The organism is Saprospiraceae bacterium (assembly GCA_016710235.1).
In the GTDB taxonomy this organism is placed as follows: Bacteria; Bacteroidota; Bacteroidia; order Chitinophagales; family Saprospiraceae; genus Vicinibacter.
Genome location: JADJLG010000001.1, coordinates 1,308,770 through 1,330,249, shown reverse-complemented (window position 1 = coordinate 1,330,249; position 21,480 = coordinate 1,308,770). Strand labels below are relative to the sequence as shown.

18 protein-coding genes and 2 pseudogenes are annotated in these 21,480 nt (G+C 35.2%); 16 read left to right on the top strand and 4 right to left on the bottom strand.

Going from position 1 to position 21,480, the window contains the following annotated elements:
- Positions 1-138 precede the first annotated feature (138 nt).
- Together IPI99_05565 and IPI99_05560 are read left to right on the top strand one after the other, a co-directional pair.
- Positions 139-528 carry a hypothetical protein gene (locus IPI99_05565; protein ID MBK7339976.1) on the top strand — a complete coding sequence of 130 codons (390 nt, stop codon included), beginning with the start codon at positions 139-141 and terminating at the stop codon, positions 526-528.
- Positions 529-530: 2 nt separating this feature from the next.
- The gene (locus IPI99_05560) at positions 531-1,211 is read left to right on the top strand and encodes a hypothetical protein (GenBank protein ID MBK7339975.1); all 681 of its coding nucleotides are present in this window, start codon (positions 531-533) and stop codon (positions 1,209-1,211) included.
- A 484-nt stretch (positions 1,212-1,695) separates the two neighbouring features.
- Here IPI99_05560 and IPI99_05555 read toward each other — a convergent pair.
- Positions 1,696-2,724: pseudogene (locus IPI99_05555) on the bottom strand (IS91 family transposase).
- Between the two features lies 1 nt (position 2,725).
- Complete coding sequence (locus IPI99_05550) at positions 2,726-3,661, bottom strand: tyrosine-type recombinase/integrase (GenBank protein MBK7339974.1); 936 nt, start codon at positions 3,659-3,661, stop codon at positions 2,726-2,728.
- Between the two features lie 238 nt (positions 3,662-3,899).
- On the opposite strand from IPI99_05550, the pseudogene IPI99_05545 reads away from it, so the two are divergent.
- From IPI99_05545 to IPI99_05520, 6 genes and pseudogenes are all read left to right on the top strand, one after another.
- Positions 3,900-5,359 (top strand): annotated as a pseudogene (locus IPI99_05545) (IS1182 family transposase).
- Between the two features lie 495 nt (positions 5,360-5,854).
- Positions 5,855-6,754 carry a helix-turn-helix transcriptional regulator gene (locus IPI99_05540; protein ID MBK7339973.1) on the top strand — a complete coding sequence of 300 codons (900 nt, stop codon included), beginning with the start codon at positions 5,855-5,857 and terminating at the stop codon, positions 6,752-6,754.
- A 98-nt stretch (positions 6,755-6,852) separates the two neighbouring features.
- Positions 6,853-7,986, top strand: a complete 1,134-nt coding sequence (locus IPI99_05535; GenBank protein ID MBK7339972.1) for an NAD(P)-dependent alcohol dehydrogenase — start codon at positions 6,853-6,855, stop codon at positions 7,984-7,986.
- A gap of 112 nt (positions 7,987-8,098) precedes the next feature.
- Entirely contained in the window at positions 8,099-9,259 is a 1,161-nt protein-coding gene (locus IPI99_05530) for a carboxymuconolactone decarboxylase family protein (protein ID MBK7339971.1), read from the top strand.
- Positions 9,260-9,273: 14 nt separating this feature from the next.
- Positions 9,274-10,329 carry an NAD(P)-dependent alcohol dehydrogenase gene (locus IPI99_05525; GenBank protein ID MBK7339970.1) on the top strand — a complete coding sequence of 352 codons (1,056 nt, stop codon included), beginning with the start codon at positions 9,274-9,276 and terminating at the stop codon, positions 10,327-10,329.
- Positions 10,330-10,331: 2 nt separating this feature from the next.
- A complete protein-coding gene (locus tag IPI99_05520) occupies positions 10,332-10,907 on the top strand; it encodes an NAD(P)H-binding protein (protein ID MBK7339969.1) in 576 nt (191 codons plus the stop codon).
- Positions 10,908-11,465: 558 nt separating this feature from the next.
- Here the strand turns inward: IPI99_05520 and IPI99_05515 are convergent.
- Positions 11,466-11,648 (bottom strand): hypothetical protein, encoded by a 183-nt coding sequence (locus IPI99_05515; protein ID MBK7339968.1) that lies wholly within the window; start codon positions 11,646-11,648, stop codon positions 11,466-11,468.
- Positions 11,649-12,046: 398 nt separating this feature from the next.
- Here IPI99_05515 and IPI99_05510 point away from each other — a divergent pair, with 398 nt between their 5' ends.
- The 8 genes from IPI99_05510 (at position 12,047) to IPI99_05475 (ending at position 19,769) form a co-directional block, all read left to right on the top strand.
- Positions 12,047-12,376 (top strand): hypothetical protein, encoded by a 330-nt coding sequence (locus tag IPI99_05510; protein ID MBK7339967.1) that lies wholly within the window; start codon positions 12,047-12,049, stop codon positions 12,374-12,376.
- Positions 12,363-13,100 (top strand): slipin family protein, encoded by a 738-nt coding sequence (locus IPI99_05505; protein MBK7339966.1) that lies wholly within the window; start codon positions 12,363-12,365, stop codon positions 13,098-13,100. The genes IPI99_05510 and IPI99_05505 overlap by 14 nt, the downstream gene beginning before the upstream one ends.
- A gap of 672 nt (positions 13,101-13,772) precedes the next feature.
- The gene (locus tag IPI99_05500) at positions 13,773-14,078 is read left to right on the top strand and encodes a hypothetical protein (protein MBK7339965.1); all 306 of its coding nucleotides are present in this window, start codon (positions 13,773-13,775) and stop codon (positions 14,076-14,078) included.
- A 9-nt stretch (positions 14,079-14,087) separates the two neighbouring features.
- Positions 14,088-14,825, top strand: a complete 738-nt coding sequence (locus tag IPI99_05495) for a slipin family protein (protein ID MBK7339964.1) — start codon at positions 14,088-14,090, stop codon at positions 14,823-14,825.
- Between the two features lie 688 nt (positions 14,826-15,513).
- The gene (locus IPI99_05490; protein MBK7339963.1) at positions 15,514-16,035 is read left to right on the top strand and encodes a hypothetical protein; all 522 of its coding nucleotides are present in this window, start codon (positions 15,514-15,516) and stop codon (positions 16,033-16,035) included.
- On the top strand, positions 16,032-16,373 hold the full coding sequence (locus IPI99_05485) for an NIPSNAP family protein (GenBank protein ID MBK7339962.1): 342 nt from the start codon (positions 16,032-16,034) through the stop codon (positions 16,371-16,373). Before IPI99_05490 ends, IPI99_05485 begins: the two co-directional genes overlap by 4 nt.
- A gap of 1,895 nt (positions 16,374-18,268) precedes the next feature.
- Positions 18,269-18,547, top strand: coding sequence for a hypothetical protein (locus tag IPI99_05480; GenBank protein ID MBK7339961.1), 279 nt, complete (start codon positions 18,269-18,271; stop codon positions 18,545-18,547).
- A 778-nt stretch (positions 18,548-19,325) separates the two neighbouring features.
- The gene (locus IPI99_05475; GenBank protein ID MBK7339960.1) at positions 19,326-19,769 is read left to right on the top strand and encodes a VOC family protein; all 444 of its coding nucleotides are present in this window, start codon (positions 19,326-19,328) and stop codon (positions 19,767-19,769) included.
- A gap of 59 nt (positions 19,770-19,828) precedes the next feature.
- Here the strand turns inward: IPI99_05475 and IPI99_05470 are convergent, their stop codons facing one another.
- Positions 19,829-21,085 (bottom strand): IS66 family transposase, encoded by a 1,257-nt coding sequence (locus tag IPI99_05470; GenBank protein MBK7339959.1) that lies wholly within the window; start codon positions 21,083-21,085, stop codon positions 19,829-19,831.
- Positions 21,086-21,480: the final 395 nt, after the last annotated feature.

Sequence of the window (21,480 nt, the reverse complement as noted above, 5' to 3'; positions counted from 1 at the left end):
ATTACATTAAATAAACTAACTGCCAAAAGGAAAGTGATGTGCCATAAATTCCCGCACTACGCATAGCCGCAACCGTTGGCGGCAAGTTTAACAAAGACTCCACTAATAGACATAAAGTGATAATCTAAAATTTGAACGATGATAACACCAGAACAAGCAAACGACATTAGAGATTTTCTGATTAAGGAGCTAAACAACAATGGCTTTGGCGACATCGTGACAGAAGTTAATACAAGACTTGAAGAAGAATATGAAGAAGAAAAATTTGAAAGGCAACCCCGTTATCTTTTAGATTTTTACCTAACTCAAAGCATTGAAGTTTTAGAGAATTTATCAAATAAAAATTTTCAAGGATTGATAAATCGCTTGAATGAGTTTACAAAAGGCGAAAAAAAAATTGAAACAATTAATGTTGAACTTTTAAATTCTGGAGAACAAGTCTATTATGACTTGAGTGAACTGCCAAACTACGACAAAATCATTTCAACATTCCGAGAAATTTTACAAGAAATTCGCAAAGAAAATTAACTATGACACCAGCAGACGTAGCTAGAATAAAAGGACAGATTACAACAATACTTCAAGGGAATGCAGGTGTTTCTCCTGCACGTACAGCAAATCTTTTGCCGACAAGAAGTTTACAAGGCAAACTTTATGAAGCCCACGTTCTCGCAACTATAATTGAAAATTTAGTAACTCAAGAAGGGCTTCAGGTCACTCTTATCGGTGGAAGTGTATTAACACTTCGTCAAAAGGGCGGACAAATTAATCGGGCTTATCCATATTTTGAAGTAAGGAATGGCGGAGTGCTTTTCGGTGAATTGTTTACTGATACATACTTTGCAACTATTAGCTATCATATGCGTGGTGCGCCACCCAGAAAAACAAACGGAGATTATCACGAACTTGACATTGCTTTACTTCAACCAAATCTAACAGGATACCCTCAACATACAGACGTAATGTTAGCCGTTGAATGTAAAAATACTTCCATTAAAAAAAGTATCATAAGAGAATTATTGGGTTTTAGGCGAGAATTAGCTTTTTATACTGGTACTATGCAACGGACACATTTCACTACCTATCCTACAAATCAAACTATGTCTAACCCAAATTCTGTTCATATGCTTTATTGTTCTGACATCCGAATAAACAGATACACTGCAAATTGTTTACAATTTGGAATACTATTACAACATCACAGAATTTAAAGAAATGACTAAAACTCAAAGAATAAAACCAGCCGCCAACATTTAGCCGTATAGAAGAAAGCCCAAAGGAAAAATACAATAGAAAGCTAATCGTCACTTACAGATAATGATAAAATAAAACTACAACGGGCTTTCTGCTATACGGTGTTCAACGAGACCTCTTCTTAGGTGTCATAGTATATCAATTGAGTTTTTTTAGGTCAAGCTTTTACTTTTTTAGTAGTACAATTATTAGTTTTTTTGCATAGCTTCGCCACAGAAAAATCTACATTAATTTTTCTGTAAGTAAATGTATAACAATATTTATTTAGGGTAATTTTCATGGAATGTCGATGTTTATTAATGGAGAGCCTTTGTTTTGTATGGTCTTGACATCGATCAAAATGCCGTTGATGCAAATACTTGTTTTGATCAGGATTAATTTTCCAGTTTTGCAGATGGGACATAGACTTATGTCAACTCCTGTTTTGATCAATACGCGCAATTGAATTGGTATTTCCACTTTTGGCATTGGTGGCGGCAGTTTCAATAGATTATGCAACTTTGCAATACGTTCATTTTTACCTCGATGGGACAAATATCCCGCATGACGAATTTTTACAAATCGTCTCGGCAATATATGTTGCTCATATCGTCTTGCAAATTCAATATGCGACAATGTCATTTCTTTTTCCTTACCATTATCAGCATAATCTTTGTATTGAAATTTGATATATTTATCATCAATTTTCTTTATCCTATGTGCTGTAATTGCCACCTTATGTGTATATCTACCTAGATATGCTATGATCTGAGATGGTCCTCCAAATGGTGCCTTAGAATACACATTCCACTTTTTATAACGCACTGATTCAATTGATGAATTTAATTTTTCTGCATTTTCTATTTGCAATTCACCATTGCAAAATTGAGAATACATTTGCTTAAGAAAATGTGCTTTATATATTTTCTCCATCACTCTTCGTGGAAAAATAAATCGATCTTTTGATCTTTTACTTTGTAACCAATTTCCTTCTTTAGTCACTCCACCGCCACTTACGATACAATGAATGTGTGGATGAAAGCTAAGATCTTGACCATGTGTATGAAGTATAGAAACGATACCAAGTTGAGCGCCAAGCCATCGAGGATCATGACCTAACTTTAGCAATGTATAATGTGCTGATTGAAACAATAACTCAAACATCAACTTCCGATTTCCCATCGTGATGCTTCGCAATTCTTGTGGCAATGTAAATACTATATGGAAATATTGTGTAGGCAGCAATTCACTCATTCGATCTTCTATCCATGCTTCACGTCTCATTCCTCCACATGTAGGACAATGACGATTCCCACAACTGTGATACTGATAATGGACATGGTTACAATTTGTATTATTACAACGATATTGATGAACTCCAATTTTACTTGTATGACATTTACTTAACTTGTCAAAAACTGCTCTGCTGTATGAGTTAAATCTTGTAATCGATGGATGTGAAAATATTTTTTGTTGTAATAATTTTGTAATCTCAATTTGATTTTGTTCCACGTTGAAACAATTGATCGAGTGGAGATATTATTCCAAGTTGTGTATGCTTTTGTAAATGTAGATAGATCATCGTGGTCTCTATCTTACTATGTCCTAATAGTGTTTTGATCACATGCAGATTTGTGCCACTATTAAGTAGATGTGTTGCAAAACTATGACGCAATGTATGAGCTGTATATTTACTTGTCTTGAATCCAGCTTTCTCCATTGCTGAATTTACTACCAGTTGCATACTTCTTGGATGCATTGCTCTGCCAGTTTGCTTACTTGTAAATAAATATACCTTTGGTCTTGATTCAAGGATATAGAATTCTCTCAGTCTAGCCACCAGATGATCCGGAAGCAATGTATATCGATCCTTAGACCCTTTACCTTGTATTATTTTAATTCGCTTTGATTTGCTATCGATATCTGCTATCCGAAGATTACACAATTCACTGATTCGCATTCCAGTGCCATACAATAATCCAACAACACAATATTCCTTCACCGTCATTGGTGTACATATTAGTTTTTCAATATCTTCTTCACTCATGATATTTGGCAATATAAATTGCTTCTTCGGATATAAATTACTCGGCACGATGTATTTGCACGGATGTATCTTCTTAAAGAAAAAACTGCATGCTTGTGCCACACTTCTACACTTAGCTCGACCTACTTGATGCGCTGTTTTTATATAAATCAAATATTGCTCTATATCTTCTTGTAGAATATCCTCTACTCGCTTATGATGATAGTATTTAAACAATAATGTCATCTCATTGACGTAGGATTTGATGGAGCCTAGACCATATTCTTTTATGGTCATTGTCTGTTGCAACTTCTTTAAATAAAAAATTGCATTCTCTTGTAATACATTTTTGGAAATTTCGTTACCTTGCATAAATTTTTGTAATGCAATGGCAAGTATCATTCCTATTTCTTTTGTTCACCAGAGGTGTCGCTTGAACATCGGTTTGGCAATAGTGGGGCAGACAGTTGTAAATTAAACTTTAGTAATTCTATTTGGCATTAGTGCAAAGGTTGGGCTGACGTTTTTCAAATGCCCCACCATCGCCAAGCCGTAAACCGTCAGGTTGTGAAAAAACTCCCAAAAAATTAATATAAATAAATCGTGGCAATATTAATTGTAATGTGTATTTTTATACATTATGAATCATGTTACCGGCATACCAAGATTACAAATGCAGATGAGTTCATTGGAAGACTCAATAGGACAGGATAATCCCGTTCGATTTATTGACGCATTTGTAGAGCAATTAGATTTGTTAAAACTTGGATTTGAAGTAAAGACTTTAAAGAATGAGGGTCGACCTAGTTTTGAATCTGCTACACTTCTTAGAATTTATTTGTATGGCTATTTAAATGGTTTGAGAAGTAGTCGCCGATTAGAAACAGAATGCTGTCGCAATATCGAACTTCAGTGGTTAACATTAGGCTTGAAACCAAATTATCATACCATTGCTGATTTCAGAAAAGACAATCCTAAAGCATTAAAAAACGTGTTCAAATTATTTGTTTCATTTTTGAAGGATATCGATTTAGTAAGTGGACAAGTTGTAGCTATTGATGGCACAAAGTCAAGAGCCCACAACAGCAAAAAGAATAATTACAATCAAAAGAAAATTGAGAGACATTTAGCCTATATTGAAGAGAAAAGTACGGAATACATCAATCTACTTGAACAAAACGATTCCCAGGACGACTTAATCAAAGTTTCTGACATCCAAGAAAAAATAAATAGACTTAAGAAGAACAAAATTAAGTATGAAATTCTTCAGGAACAACTCCTTACTACAAACGAACAACAGATAAGTACTACTGATCCGGATTCCAGAGCATTGTTGGTTCATGGACAAGTCGTGGAGGTATGTTACAATGTCCAGACTGCGGTTGATGAAAAACATAAATTGGTCATTGCCACTCATACCATAAATCGCAATGACCGGAATGCCTTAACCGATATCGCACTCGAAGCAAAAGCAAATTTGGCTGCAGATAATTTTATTGCTATTCTAGATAAAGGCTATCACAATGGGCGAGAAATTCAGCAATGCAAAGATGCAAATATTGTTACAATCGTTGCACCTTCTGAAATAGTGAATAGCAACACACATGGAACCACACCAGAATACGTAGTAACGAATTTCATTTATAATGAAGAAAGCGATTGTTATACATGCCCACAAGGCAATATTTTAAATACAACCGGTTCCTGGCATAAAAAATCAAGAGATAATCATAACAGTTATAGATTTAAAAAATACCGAACACCCGACTGTAAAACATGTCCGGTAAAACATCTTTGTACAGGAAGAGCAAGTGGAGGTAGAGAAATAGAGAGAAGTGAATTTGCTTCTGCGGTAGAAGAGAACAATAAACGCTATAAAGACAATGCAGTATTGTACCGTAAGCGACAAGAAATTAATGAGCATATCTTTGGAACCATAAAAGAAAATGGGGATATTATTACACAAACCTTAAAGGATTAGTAAAAGTCAATGGTGAACACAGTCTAATAATGCTTGTATACAACATCAAACGATGTTTCTCTATACTAGGGGTTCCGATGCTTATCGAAAAATTGCGAAACTGGGTTTCTCCTTACAAGAAAGACCCTAATTTTTCTCAAAATTGGCTTGTTTTAAGCCTGTGGGAGCTCATATTTTTTTGCAAACTACTCGGCGGTCTATGAAAATATTGCCTTTATCATGTCTAAAATTCGGTGATATGAAATTTTTCCAAATAATTTATACAGTTGGAAACAAAAAATATGGTATTTTCACAGTCTGCCGTTAGCAGAAACCCTATGGCGACAGTGCAACCTTGAACATTTGAGCTTTGAACGAACTTTTCGTGGACAACTTACTTGACTTCAAAAGCCCACCCAAAAATAAATTTGTAAAAAAGCCCACCCACGCCAACGCACAAAACACACTTTCATTTTTTGCCGACACACAAGCCGACCCGAAAAAAATGAAAGAGTGTTTTCTCCACCCAAAAAGACAATTAAAAACCAAAAAGACAAACAGCCCCCTTTTCGGGGGCTGTTCATTTTAAGTTTGCGATTTGTGTTTGCTATGTTTGAAATTCGTAACTTTGCCGCATGAAAAAAGTTGAGAACATAGAAACGTTTTATGAGGAGAAGCATACTTGGATGCCTGACAATCTGCGAAAAGAAATAGGGCATTTCAATGTATTTAAGCTCGACCCGTTTATAGGAAAGAACGCCAAACAAGTGCCTTACCGCAAAAGGGACTACTATAAAATCACATTGATTATTGGCAATGGCGTAGTTCAATATGCCGACAAGACAATAGAAGTAAAAAAACATGCTTTGGTGTTTTCCAATCCGCAAATACCATATAGTTGGACACAATTAGACAAGGTTCGCACTGGACAATTCTGCGTTTTTAACCAAACACTTTTTCACCAATATGGCAACCTCGACCAATATTCCGTTTTTCAACCGAATGGAACGCATGTATTTGAATTGACAACGGAACAAGTTAAAACTGCTACTGCTGTGTATGACAGAATGTTTGACGAGTTTAACTCCGAGTATATTCATAAATACGATGTATTACGCAACTTGACATTTGAGTTGATACATTTTGCTATGAAGATGCATCCAGCAACAAGTTTGGACAAGCAACCCGTGAATGCTGCCAAGAGAATTTCTACCTTATTCTTAGAGTTGTTGGAAAGACAGTTTCCTATTGATGACAACCATCAAACTATGCAGCTACGTTCAGCTTCTGATTTTGCAGAGAAATTGAATATTCATGTAAACCACCTGAACCGAGCAGTAAAGGAAACGGCAGAAAAAACAACATCGGAAATAATTGCTGAACGTATTTTACAAGAAGCAAAAATCCTGTTGCGACACAGTTCTTGGAATGTTTCTGAAATTGCTTACTCATTAGGTTTTACAGAACCGACACATTTCAACAACTTTTTTAAAAAGCACACCAAGTTAAGCCCGATGAAATTTCGTGTTGTTTGATTTTCGTAATTATCTGTTTGATTTTAGTTGTTGAGTAAATTCTAATTACTGCACCTTTGCGGTGTCAAATAATTAGTGACAATTGAAAAATTAGGTATATGAAAATCAAACATCTTTTTACAATAATAATGTCGCTGACATTTATTGCAACCGCATTCTCACAAAACAAAACTGTTCCCGCCAAAGGCTTTGCCGTATTGGCAAATGACGGAAAATTTAAACCGTTTGAATTTGAACGTCACGCATTGGGTGATGATGAAATTAAAATTGACATTCTTTACGCAGGTATTTGTCACAGCGATTTGCACCACGTTAAAAGCGATTGGGGCAAAGAAGAATTTCCCATGGTTCCCGGACACGAAATTGCTGGACGAGTATCAGAAGTAGGAAAAAATGTGACCAAGTTTAAAGTTGGCGATTTAGCAGGTGTTGGTTGCTTGGTCAATTCTTGCGGGCATTGCGATTTCTGCAAAGCCAATTTGGAACAATACTGCAAAGAAAATGTGCTTACCTATCACGACCACGACCAATTTCACAACAATGAAACCACACAAGGCGGTTATTCAAACAACATTGTGCTGACTGAAAAATTTGCAATAAAAATTCCTGCCAATGCAGATTTGAAAAAAGTTGCTCCATTGCTTTGTGCAGGTATTACAGTGTATTCGCCTATCCATTACGCAGGAGTAAAAAAAGGCGATAAAGTTGGCGTTGCTGGCTATGGTGGATTGGGGCACATGGCAGTTCAGTATTTGGTAAAGATGGGGGCAGACGTTACAGTATTTGATATAACCGAAGAAAAACGAGCTGAAGCTTTACGAATGGGAGCTACTAAATATGTGAATGTAAATAATCCCGAAGACCTAAAAGGATTAGACAATACACTTAGTCTTATTATCAGCACAATTCCCGCAAGCTACGACCCGAATATGTATTTAAAAATGTTGAACATCAACGGACAATTAGCCATCGTAGGACTTCCACCATTCGCTATTATGCCAACTATTCCTATTGATAAATTGATTTGGCAAGGTAACCGCAAAGTGTTCGGTTCTCAAATTGGAGGTATTAAAGAAACACAAGAAATGTTGGATTACTCTATAAAAAACAACATTTATCCCGAAGTAGAAATTATCTCTGCTACGTCTCAATCCATAGAAGAGGCTTATCAAAAAGTGTTAGACGGTAAAGTGAAATTCCGTTTTGTAATAGATATGACAACAATGAAATAACCCAATGAAAGTTCTAAAACATACAGGGCTTTTACTTCTGTTGGTTACATCCATTATCACAGGAATTACAACCGCAAAAGCACAAGTAAAAAGTAACGATAAAAATTACAAAATGACATCATTTATAGATAAAGGAGTTCCCGTTCCCAAAGAAAATTTCACAGGAACAGTTTGGGTGAATATGAACGTAAAACCCGATGAAGGCTACAACACCAATATTGGAACGGTAACTTTTGAACCGAAAGCAAGAACCAATTGGCACAGCCACACAAGTGGTCAAATATTGTTTGTGATTGAAGGCATTGGATATTATCAGGAAAAAGGCAAACCCATTCAGTTAATACAAAAAGGTGATGTGGTCAAAGTTCCAAAAAATACAGAGCATTGGCACGAAGCATCACACGGAAGTTCGATGAGGCACATTGCACTTGTTCCCGAATATGACAAGGATAAAACAGAATGGTTGAAACCTTTAAGCGATGCAGAATATAACCACTTTAAAACCGAAAAATCAGAAGTGAATATTACAGAGACGGCACACAAAAACCACGAAGAATTGTGGCCAAATTACAATTCAAAAGCTGCAATAAATGACCCCGATTTGATCAATGTGTTTGACAATTTTGCTTTTGATGAAGTCATCCATCACGACACAATGGATGCCAAATTAAGAGTGTTATTGATTATGGCAACTACCATTGGCTGTCAGGCGTTGTCAGAATATAAAATGTTTGTAAATGCAGCTCTAAACGTGGGTGTAACACCAGTAGAAATAAAAGAAGTATTGTATCAGTCAGTGCCTTACGTTGGCATTTCTAAAGTGCTTGATTTCATTTATGCTACCAATGAAATTTTCACAGAACGAAATATTACTTTACCATTAGAAAGTCAATCTACCGCCACTCCCGAAACAAGACTTGAAAAGGGATTGGCAAAGCAAAAAGAAATTGTGGGTAATCGTATTGATGATATGTATAAAAGTTCGCCTAAAGACTTGTTGCATATCCAAGAGTATTTATCTGCCAACTGTTTTGGCGATTACATTACCAGAAGCGGATTAGATGTTAAAACCAGAGAAATGGTAACGTTATCCTTTTTAATAGCAATGGGAGGAACTGAAAGCCAAATAAAAGGGCATATTCAGGGCAATTCCAATGTTGGAAACGACAGACAAACTTTAATCAACTTAATGACACAGTTGTTGCCTTATGTGGGTTATCCAAGAACACTAAATGCAATCAACTGTTTGAACGAAATTTTACCAATAAAATAATCAACCAAATAAATATGGAAGCGAAACAAATAAAAGCATACGGCACAGGAGCATCTACACAGCCTTTGCAAGAAATGAAAATTGAACGTAGAGCCACAACTCCACATGATGTAGAAATTGAAATCCTATTTTGTGGCATTTGTCATTCCGACTTGCACCAAGTAAAAAACGATTTTGGTGGGGCAATCTATCCGATAGTTCCTGGGCATGAAATTGTAGGACGAGTTACTGCTGTTGGTAATCACGTTACCAAGTTCAAGGTGGGTGACTTAGCAGGAGTTGGTTGTATTGTTGACACTTGCAGAACATGCAATCCTTGTAAAGACGGCTTTGAACAATTCTGCGAAGAAGGAATGACTTTTTCATTCAACTCCATTGACAAAACTTATGGTGGACATACGTTTGGCGGCTATTCAGAAAGTATTGTAACTGATGAAAAATATGTTCTAACCATTCCGAAAACTTTAGACTTAGCTTCTGCCGCACCGTTGCTTTGTGCTGGAATTACAGTTTATTCTCCGCTAAATCATTGGAAAATTGGACAGGGAAGTAAAGTTGGAATATTAGGCATTGGTGGATTAGGGCACGTTGCCATTAAAATTGCGAAAGCAATGGGTGCTTTTGTTACCGTGTTCACTACCTCACAATCAAAAGTTGACGATGCAAAAAGATTAGGTGCAGATGATGCTGTTCTATCTTCTGATCCTGAACAAATGAAAAAATACGCTGGCAAACTCAATTTTATTATAGACACTGTTTCTGCCAAACACGATGTAAATATTTACCTAAACCAACTTACAGTTGATGGCAGTATGGTCTTGGTTGGCTTGCCACCAGAGCCACTTGCAATTAGTGCATTTAATGTAATAAAAGGACGCAGAAGTTTTGCAGGTTCAAACATTGGAGGCATTGCAGAAACACAGGAAATGTTAGACTTCTGTGCTAAACACAACATTACTGCTGACATTGAACTGATAAAAATTCAAGATGTCAATACAGCATATACAAGATTAGAAAAAGGAGATGTGCATTACAGATTTGTAATTGACATGGCTTCGCTTAAAAGTTAGAAATGAAAAAGGTAATCATCCTTGGAGCAAGCGGAAGCCTTGCTCCCTATGTAATTGAGGCGTTGAAGCAATTGCAAAATGTAGAGATTACATTATTTGTAAGAAACAAAAGCAGACTTTCAAACAGTGTTGCCGAAGGCTGCACTGTGATTGAAGGTGATGCAATGAATTACAATAGCGTAAAAAATGCAATTACGGGTCATCAAATCGTTTATGTAAATCTTGCTGGTAATTTAGAAACAATGACAACTAACATTGTCAACGCAATGGACGAAACGGGTATTAAACGAATTATTGCCATCAGTTCTATTGGAATTTACAAAACACCTTTAAAATCTGTTTTAATTCCATACAGAAAATTAGCTGACATAATTGAAGCATCTAATCTTGACTACACCATTTTAAGACCTGATTGGTTTACCAATGACAGCGAAGTGGATTATGCGTTAACTCAAAAAGGAGAAACCGAAACAGGGACAGCTATTTCAAGAAAAAGTATTGCAGCATTTATTTCGACCATTATTGACAAACCTGAACTGCATATAAAAGAGAATTTAGGTATTAGTAAACCAAATTAAAAAGCCACCCACAAAAAATACACTCTTAAAAACCGCACAAGCCAACGCTGCGACCAAAGTTTTTAAGAGAGTATTTTTTCTCCCTCCCAAGAAAAGCCCCGCACTTTTTTACAAATTTATTTCCCCAACTGCACGGACTGACTGCAAACTCGGAACGACAAAGCACTTCGAACAGACAGAAGGGCATCTGCTAACATTTAGCCGTATAGAAGAAAGTCCAAAGGAAAAATACAATAAAAAGCTAATCGTCACTTACAGATAATGATAAAATAAAACTACAACGGGCTTTCTGCTATAAAGCTGAGAGAAGGGTCTCTCAGTTCTCTCATCAGATGCATCTCTATGCATCTGGTCTTGAATAAAATTCAAGACTTCATTCGTTCATTTTCAACGAGACCTCTTCTTAGGTGTCATAGTATATCAATTGAGTTTTTTTAGGTCAAGCTTTTACTTTTTTAGTAGTACAATTATTAGTTTTTTTGCATAGCTTCGCCACAGAAAAATCTACATTAATTTTTCTGTAAGTAAATGTATAACAATATTTATTTAGGGTAATTTTCATGGAATGTCGATGTTTATTAATGGAGAGCCTTTGTTTTGTATGGTCTGGACATCGATCAAAATGCCGTTGATGCAAATACTTGTTTTGATCAGGATTAATTTTCCAGTTTTGCAGATGGGACACAGACTGATGTCAATTCCTGTTTTGATCAATACGCGCAATTGAATTGGTATTTCCACTTTTGGCATTGATGGCGGCAAATCAGTTGATCATACAAGTTTGCTATACGCAGCTTTTTTCCTCGGGGTGACAAATATCCGGCATGATGTGTATAATCCGGAGCAAGGCTTACCACCAAAGAAAGTTCACTTTTGGATAATCAAGCGTTAAGTTGATTACCAGAATAGTCACAAGAAAGACCCGAATTTTTCTAAAAATTGGCTTGTTTTATACCTGTGGGAGCTCTTATATTTTGTGCAAACTATTCGGCGGTACATAAAAATCTTGTCTTTATCACGTCCAAAATTCGGTTATATGAAATTTTACCGGGTGATTTATGCATTTGAAAACAAAAAAATGGTATTTTCACAGTTTGACGTTAGTGGCAAGGCTACGAGACCGGAATACTGAAGTGAAAATGACAATTGATAAAATAAAAATATTAAAGATAAACCGCCACCTGTTTGACAAAGGGACAAGCAAGGAACAGGGTATTGCGGTGCTTTGTCCCAAGAGGTTCGACTCCTCGTTTGCTTCAGATGCAAAGTGTGGTTACACTCCAGCCTGTCACGCTGACAAAGAAAAGGTAAAGAACAGAGTAGAAATACTCAATCTGAATTTGAGTTTGCAAAACAAAGGATACCGTTTAGACAGTTTGGCTAAACTTAAAATGTTTTCCCTTGAGTTTGGTGTTTTTTACCTTTTATTATTTTCAAACTTCATAACAAATATATATGGCAATTTTTAAAAGGCAGTTACAAGTAAAACCAAATACAATTGGTTATTTGTATAGAGACAATAACTTTGAACAAACATTAAATTCAGGCTATCACGAATTTTGGGACTTTAAAAACCGAATTGAATTATTTAGTTTGCCAACAACAAGCAAACTTATTTGTGTGACAAATCAAGAAGTTTTGACAAAAGATAATGTTGCTCTACGCTTTTCATTCAATATACTTTATAAAATCACAGATGGACAAAAACTTTTAACTCAATTTTCGTTAGACAGACAAACTGTCTATATTATTCAAGAATTGGAACAAAGAATTTGTAACATTGTTCAAATATTTTTAAGAGATAGAATTGCTGAAATGGACAGTGAAACTTTGAATGAAAAACGCAATGAATTAACAGAATTCAAAACTGAAGAAATGGAAAATCAAGTTGCTCAATTTGGAGTAACAATTGAACAAGCTCAATTAAAAGACTTAACATTTCCTAAAACAATTCAAGACCTTTTTTCTAAACACTTGGAAGCAAAGGTCAGAGCAAAGGCAGACCTTGAAAATGCAAGAACAGCAGTTGCAACAGCACGAACTTTAAAAAATGCTTCTGAACTTATGAAAGGAGATGACAATATAAAATTCTTCCAACTTTTAGAAACTATTGGAAAAATTGCAGAGAAAGGAAAACATACTTTTAACTTTGGAGACATAACACAAATGGCAAAGAACGAAAATGGGAAATAAGCCCAGCCCCCAACATACAAGGAATAAACGAAGCTCTGCTGCGATTTAATCCTGTGTTGAATGAAGCTCGGGTAGCCCGGCTTTGAGGTCAATACTATGGGGAATAAATAATTTTGTGATGGGTTACTGAGGGTGCTTAGAGGTTATTCAGGAGATTGATCAGTGATTTATCAAGCTTCAATGGAATTGGAATTGAATAAAAGCTTACATTTTTATAGAGCAAATTGGTTTTTTGAAACAAGTGGTCATGTAGTTTTCAATGATTATTTTATTTGTGCAATAGGATCTTAGCTCGTTCACAGATACAAGTCGTTTATAGTGTATTGATTTTTAAAATTTGAAGATTCGCTATCGGAGGTGGAGTTGAACTAAAGCTCAGTATCCGGATCATTTTGCCTGTCTTGCAACAAGGACATGAGTCCGGATCTAAATGGTATTTCTCCACCCTAGAAAGACCCTATCTTAGCTCAAACTGGCTTGTTTTAAGCCTGTGGGAGAGCTTAATTTTTTTGCAAACTATTCGGCGGTCTATAAAAATCTTGTCTTTATCACGTCCAAAATTCGGTTATATGAAATTTTACCGGGTGATTTATGCATTTGAAAACAAAAAAATGGTATTTTCACAGTTTGACGTTAGTGGCAAGGCTACGAGACCGGAATACTGAAGTGAAAATGACAATTGATAAAATAAAAATATTAAAGATAAACCGCCACCTGTTTGACAAAGGGACAAGCAAGGATCAGGGTATTGCGGTGCTTTGTCCCAAGAGGTTCGACTCCTCGTTTGCTTCAGATGCAAAGTGTGGTTACACTCCAGCCTGTCACGCTGACAAAGAAAAGGTAAAGAACAGAGTAGAAATACTCAATCTGAATTTGAGTTTGCAAAACAAAGGATACCGTTTAGACAGTTTGGCTAAACTTAAAATGTTTTCCTTGAGTTTGGTGTTTTTTACCTTTTATTATTTTCAAACTTCATAACAAATATATATGGCAATTTTTAAAAGGCAGTTACAAGTAAAACCAAATACAATTGGTTATTTGTATAGAGACAATAACTTTGAACAAACATTAAATTCAGGCTATCACGAATTTTGGGACTTTAAAAACCGAATTGAATTATTTAGTTTGCCAACAACAAGCAAACTTATTTGTGTGACAAATCAAGAAGTTTTGACAAAAGATAATGTTGCTCTACGCTTTTCATTCAATATACTTTATAAAATCACAGATGGACAAAAACTTTTAACTCAATTTTCGTTAGACAGACAAACTGTCTATATTATTCAAGAATTGGAACAAAGAATTTGTAACATTGTTCAAATATTTTTAAGAGATAGAATTGCTGAAATGGACAGTGAAACTTTGAATGAAAAACGCAATGAATTAACAGAATTCAAAACTGAAGAAATGGAAAATCAAGTTGCTCAATTTGGAGTAACAATTGAACAAGCTCAATTAAAAGACTTAACATTTCCTAAAACAATTCAAGACCTTTTTTCTAAACACTTGGAAGCAAAGGTCAGAGCAAAGGCAGACCTTGAAAATGCAAGAACAGCAGTTGCAACAGCACGAACTTTAAAAAATGCTTCTGAACTTATGAAAGGAGATGACAATATAAAATTCTTCCAACTTTTAGAAACTATTGGAAAAATTGCAGAGAAAGGAAAACATACTTTTAACTTTGGAGACATAACACAAATGGCAAAGAACGAAAATGGGAAATAAGCCCAGCCCCCAACATACAAGGAATAAACGAAGCTCTGCTGCGATTTAATCCTGTGTTGAATGAAGCTCGGGTAGCCCGGCTTTGAGGTCAATACTATGGGGAATAAATAATTTTGTGATGGGTTACTGAGGGTGCTTAGAGGTTATTCAGGAGATTGATCAGTGATTTATCAAGCTTCAATGGAATTGGAATTGAATAAAAAGCTTACATTTTTATAGAGCAAATTGGTTTTTTGAAACAAGTGGTCATGTAGTTTTCAATGATTATTTTATTTGTGCAATAGGATCTTAGCTCGTTCACAGATACAAGTCGTTTATAGTGTATTGATTTTTAAAATTTGAAGATTCGCTATCGGAGGTGGAGTTGAACTAAAGCTCAGTATCCGGATCATTTTGCCTGTCTTGCAACAAGGACATGAGTCCGGATCTAAATGGTATTTCTCCACCCTAGAAAGACCCTATCTTAGCTCAAACTGGCTTGTTTTAAGCCTGTGGGAGAGCTTAATTTTTTTGCAAACTATTCGGCGGTCTATAAATATATTGCCTTTATCACGTCTAAAATTCGGCTATATGAAGTTTTACCAGGGGTTTTTTACAGTTGAAAACAGAAAAGTGGTATTTTCACAGTCTGACCTTATAGCCGTCATTGTATAACGACATTTCATAAACAACAATTAGACAAAAGAATATGCAAGATTTTAAAATAAACGAAAATGGACAATTAGAAGTTTTTGCTTCGCCAACTTCTTCACACACCGACTTTGACTTTTATATTGGCAAATGGAATATTCTCAACAGAAAACTTAAAGAACGACTAAACAACTGTGACGAATGGATAGAGTTTAACTCAACTGACGACACTTCTCATTTGTTAAAAGGTTTTGCTAATATGAATAAATTTTCTGCCACATTTGACGGAGAACTATTTGAGGGCATTGCAATCAGACTATTTAACCCACAAACAAAATTGTGGAGCATTTATTGGGCAGATAGTAACGCAGTTTCTTTTGACCCACCAATGGTTGGTTCATTTGACGGAAATATTGGAAAACTATATTGTAAAGACACTTTCAATGGACAAGATATAATTGTATTATTTCATTGGGACAAAACCGACATTAACAATCCAGTTTGGAGCCAGGCATTTTCAACAGACAATGGAAAAACTTGGGAATGGAATTGGTATATGTATGCAAGCAGAATAAAATGATAACAGAAATAAGAATATACAAATTCAAAGAAAATTCGTCAGAGAATTTTATTAAAGTTTTCACAGAACAATCATTGCCAATGATGAAAAGTTGGAAAATTAATGTCGTCGACTATGGCTTTTCACTTATCGATAAAGAAAGTTTTTATTTAATTCGCAATTACGAAAGCTTAGAGCAACGTAAAGAAAGCCAAGACGCATTTTATGGAAGTGATGAATGGATTAACGGGCCAGAAAAAGAGATTATGGATTGCATTGATACTTACAACACAATTGTAACAGACAACTCAACATTTTTAGCGAATTTGAATGACGAAAAAAGAACAACGACCGGCTAACATTTAGCCGTATAGGGGAAAGCACGACAAAGAAGGAAGCCTGAGAACTAATTGAACGAATTATGTAAATACAAAACTAGCTTTTCCCTATGCGGTGTTCAACGATGCTATTGAAACCAAGAGTTTAGTGGTTTCAATAAGTCGTTTTATGGCGTTTTCTCGCGCGCTGAAGGACGTGCGATCACTCTCTAGTTATTTCTGCATAATCCAGAATAATGCTTATCACCTTTTCCGGAGCAAAGGTACCCACCTATGGCCGTTCACTTTTGGATAAGCAAGTGGTAAGTTGATTACCATAATAGTTACAAGAAAGACCCAAGCCCATCACAAAATTGGCTTGTTTTAAACCTGTGGGAGAGCTTATTTTTAAAGCAAACTATTCGGCGGTACATAAAAATCTTGTCCTTATCACGTCTAAAATTCGGTTATATGAATTTTTACCAGGTGTTTTATGCAGTAGAAAACAAAAAATATGGTATTTTCACTGTCTGACGTTGTGCACAATAGATCATTTATTTAAACTTATTTCTAGTGAACATTGAAAGAACATATTTAATCTGGTTCTATGTTTTTAAGATATGTATTGCTTTATATTTACTTTATCAATTAAACGAAGCATTATATTTAACAAGTAGAGAAAACAATAATCCGCATTCCAAAAATTTACTAGGTTTAAAAGAATACTCATATGCATTCTATACGATAGATTTCATTTTAATCATTATATCCTTACATTGGGTATACAGGGTGCAAAAAAAAGGTTATAAAATTTAATAATTAAATGCCTGTAACATACAAGGATTAAACGAAGCTCTGCTGCGATTTAATCCTGTGTTGAATGAAGCTCATGTAGCCCGGCTTTGAGGTCAATACTATGGGGAATAAATAATTTTGTGATGGGTTACTGAGGGTGCTTAGAGGTTATTCAGGAGATTGATCAGTGATTTATCAAGCTTCAATGGAATTGGAATTGAATAAAAAGCTTACATTTTTATAGAGCAAATTACTTTTTTGAAACAAGTGGTCATGTAGTTTTCAATGATTATTTTATTTGTGCCATAGGATCTTAGCTCGTTCACAGATACAAGTCGTTTATAGTGTATTGATTTTTAAAATTTGAAGATTCGCTATCGGTGGTGGAATTGATCAGATTCCTATGGCTCACAAAAATATCCATCAGGAGATGTCAGCTCAACAAAATCTCGTCGATATATCGCAAGTTTCCAACCAAAAATTGTCCGCGTGGCTGATCACGGAAGCCGGGAAGATTGAACCCCAATTTGGCCACAGAAATTTGACAAAATACTAAGCTAATTCTTATTTGTAATCACTTCATCAATTGATTTGGGCGTGACCCTCGCCAGACGAGGGTCGGTGATCTCCGCACTCGCTATTCGCTCGGTGCTTGCGCACTACATGCTCCGTCCACCTCACGCATGAAATTGTATAATGATTTTCATTATTACCTACGATGGAAAAACAATTGATAAAGACAGAATTTTATTAAACATTTCCATTGGAGAATTGTAAGCCATTTGTGATTGTGATCATGACTTCCATAAACTCAAATTTTACTTTGAAGATCTGTTACCTAGCTCATTAATCACAAAATCCGGATTACAATTATTATCAAAGGATCAACAATAGGATTTTCCGAAAAAACCAAATCAATGAAATCGAAAGTAGAGATCAAAGCCATTTTCAATTGTACCTTGGAAAGAGCATTCAAAAGTCCAATGTTCTGCGACCTAACAAAAATTCATACCGGCTAAGGCCTGATGCTAAAAGTAACTCACTGTACAGAGGATCAAAGTTGAGGCCAAATAGGATCAAGCAAAAAAGTATTTGTCGCAAAATCCTGGACTCAAGCTGGAGGTCTTGGTTCTGTGGACAATGTGTTGGCGCGAATAGAAAATAAATATTGGAAAATAGAAGTCAACCAATTTCAGGCTTGGGTACTCGGCTTTTACAAATTTGTCGGTGAGTGGGAAACCACTGAATCAGAAAAAGATAAAATCCTGGTACAATATACTTATATCTTGTATTCCAATCAGTTCCTCCAATACCTATTAAATTGGCTATTTGCCAAAGTATTCTGGAAAAGCTATATGCATCGGGTGTTAGAAAATGTGAGAAATCAAACAATTCAAAATGATGCCTACGTATATGAATAAAAAGCTATTTCTAAGCCATCTATTTACCAAAAATAAGTAAATATCAGTGGATGAATAGCAGACAATAACTTATGATATCTCTGTAGTATCTTGAAATAAAATAACACAACAAGTGATACTAAAATTGTTATCTTGAATATTAAAATATTTGCCTGAAACAAACAAAATACACTCGTGAGATAAGCTATAAAAAAATGCTCAACTAGATAAGAATATCCAACAAAATATATTGGTAGTCTGTGGCAGAAATAAAAAACGAAGTCGTACTGCAGAACATATTTTTAAAAATGACCCTAGAATTAATATCCGCTCTGCAAGTTTAAGTCCGAAAAGTGAACGAAAGATTTCTGAAAATGATATTTCCTGGGCTCATATAATCCTTGTTATGGAATCGGACCAGCACAGCTAAATTGTGGACCTATATCCTCATTTAGATCTGCCTATTCTAAAAGTACTCTTCATCCCGGATGAATATGAGATTATGGATACCGAATTAGTTGAAATGCTACAAGACAAAATAAATGAAATCATAAACCATACCTAAGTCTTGTATTCAGGCAATCATACTGACACTAAGAATCTTCAAAACCGGTACGGAATGAGCGTGGCGATAAGTATTATAATTTTCCCCTACCTTTGCAAAACAAACAGCAATCAATAAAATAGTCAACTCATAGATGTTGATCAAATCAAAGTCAATGTTATGAATCAATATTTGAAATTTTCTTTACTGGGCCTAGTCTCATTTATTTTGGGCTTTCAGTTGAAAGGCAAGGTCATTGAAAATCAATCATCGGAAGGCCGGGTCACTGGTATAGGCGGAATCTTCTTCAAGTGCAAAAGTCCTAAAGAACTCAGAGCTTGGTATGAGCAGAATTTAGGGATAAAAGTCAATCAATACGGCGCTGTCTTCGAGTGGAGACAGGGATTGGATTCAAGCCAAAAGGGATTCACACAATGGAGTCCTTTTAATGAAAAAACCAAATACTTTGATCCTTCAACAAAAGAATTTATGATTAATTTCCGGGTAGATAATTTGGACAAACTACTCTACAAATTAAAGCAAAATCATATCTCAATTGTCGATACTATAGAAGCCTTCGATTATGGAAAATTTTTGCATATTATGGATTTAGAGGGCAATAAAATTGAGTTGTGGGAGCCTAATGACAGCGTATATGAAAAGTTAGGAGAAAGCCTCAAATGCGAAACAAATAAGTAGGCATTAAGAATTGCAATTCTCCCAATCAATATTTCAAATTATTGAATAATCGTAACTACTTAGGTCAAAGGTAAGGTAAAAATACCTTCAGCAAATAGAGATTTTATCCAATCGAGCACATTCACTGAGTTTTTTCTTAAAGTGATTGTTATGGAGGAAATACGCATATAGTATTTCGCACCTTCCAGAGATCTAAAGCATCCAGCCACTTTTTGTTTTGTTTTGCAATGGCGAATATCGCGTTCTGCTTGATTGTTTGTAAATGGTATTAAGTTGCTGAAGGCAAATCCCAATACAGATTCCTTATATTTAATTAGTCTGTTGATTAAGTTCAATCCTTTTGAATTTTTAATTCGACCTCTGTAACTTGTTCTTCTTGGTGGCGGTTCTTCATGAATTCCTTGTCGTAGTATTTTGTTATAGTCAAGAAGTATTTGTTTTTTATTTTTCTTATTTTTAGCTATCGGTGAATTATGTAGTTCTAATAAATATTTTTGAAATCGAAAAGCCCACTTTGATTTATCTTCTATTAATGCATTGAGTTCCCTTATGAGATGTGCTCCGCATATTACATGTTTAACTTGTTCTAATGTAAAATAGCTAGACCAGCAATCATGCACTAGTATTCCTTTATAATATGGTAATATGGAAGCTTCATTTCGAATTGCTTTTTGACCTCTTTTCTCGTTTATAAACTGGTGAGTTAGTTTGTCAGTCGATACTACATGATTCCAATAATTTTTACCATTGATATTAACTCCTGTTTCATCCGCATGCACTAATTTGCTATTCAGTAAATGTTCTTTTACCTGATCTTCTGTTGGTTTCATTAAGTTATAAGATTGTTTCAACCAATTGATAATACTGGATTCGTTTATTCTGATCTGATATAGATCTTCCATCAACTGGACAATCTTTGCCAGTGGAATTTTATAATTTACACTCATTATTACACATACAGCCTTTATGGTTGAACCATACTGCGTCGGCGCTTGTATGTGATTTGGAAAATGTCCGGCAGTTATAGCCTGACAGTACGGACATATACATTCTTTACGTTGATATTCTATTATCCGGATCTCCTGTGGAGGAATATCAAATTCTTGTCTTGTTTCAATTATTACACCTTTGACTTTTGTAAGATCTGCTCCACATTGACATCGTTTCGGTTCCAAAACTATAACCTCATCCACAAATTCTACTTTATCTAAAGTCTTTCCCTCGTGACCCTTTTGCCCACCTGAATTCTTATTCTGTTTCCTGGTAAATGCACTCTTTATCTTCTTAGTCTTGTATAGGTCCGAAGAAGGAGGCATATGACTATTTTTACTATTTTGCTTATTTTTAAGTTCTAATACCTTTATTCTCTCCTTTAGTATTGCATTCTCCACTCGAAGCTGGGCATTCTCTGCTCTAAGTTCAACTACTTCTTGCCGTAGTTTATTTAATTCTAATAATATTTCTTCTAATTTATGGATAACTTGAATCTTTTGATGAGTATTGATTCAATTATCTTCTATTGGTAGGAACACAAATATACCTATTTTTTTAATTCCGAGATAAAATATTATTTTTGACCTAAGTAGATACGAATAATCTTGCAAGGCAGTTTAAGTTCAATGTTGAATAATAGTAAAAGAATTTCATGATCTGCATCTCTCATATTAGAAGTTGGCATTGGGATAATGAACATTAAAATTATTACAAGGCT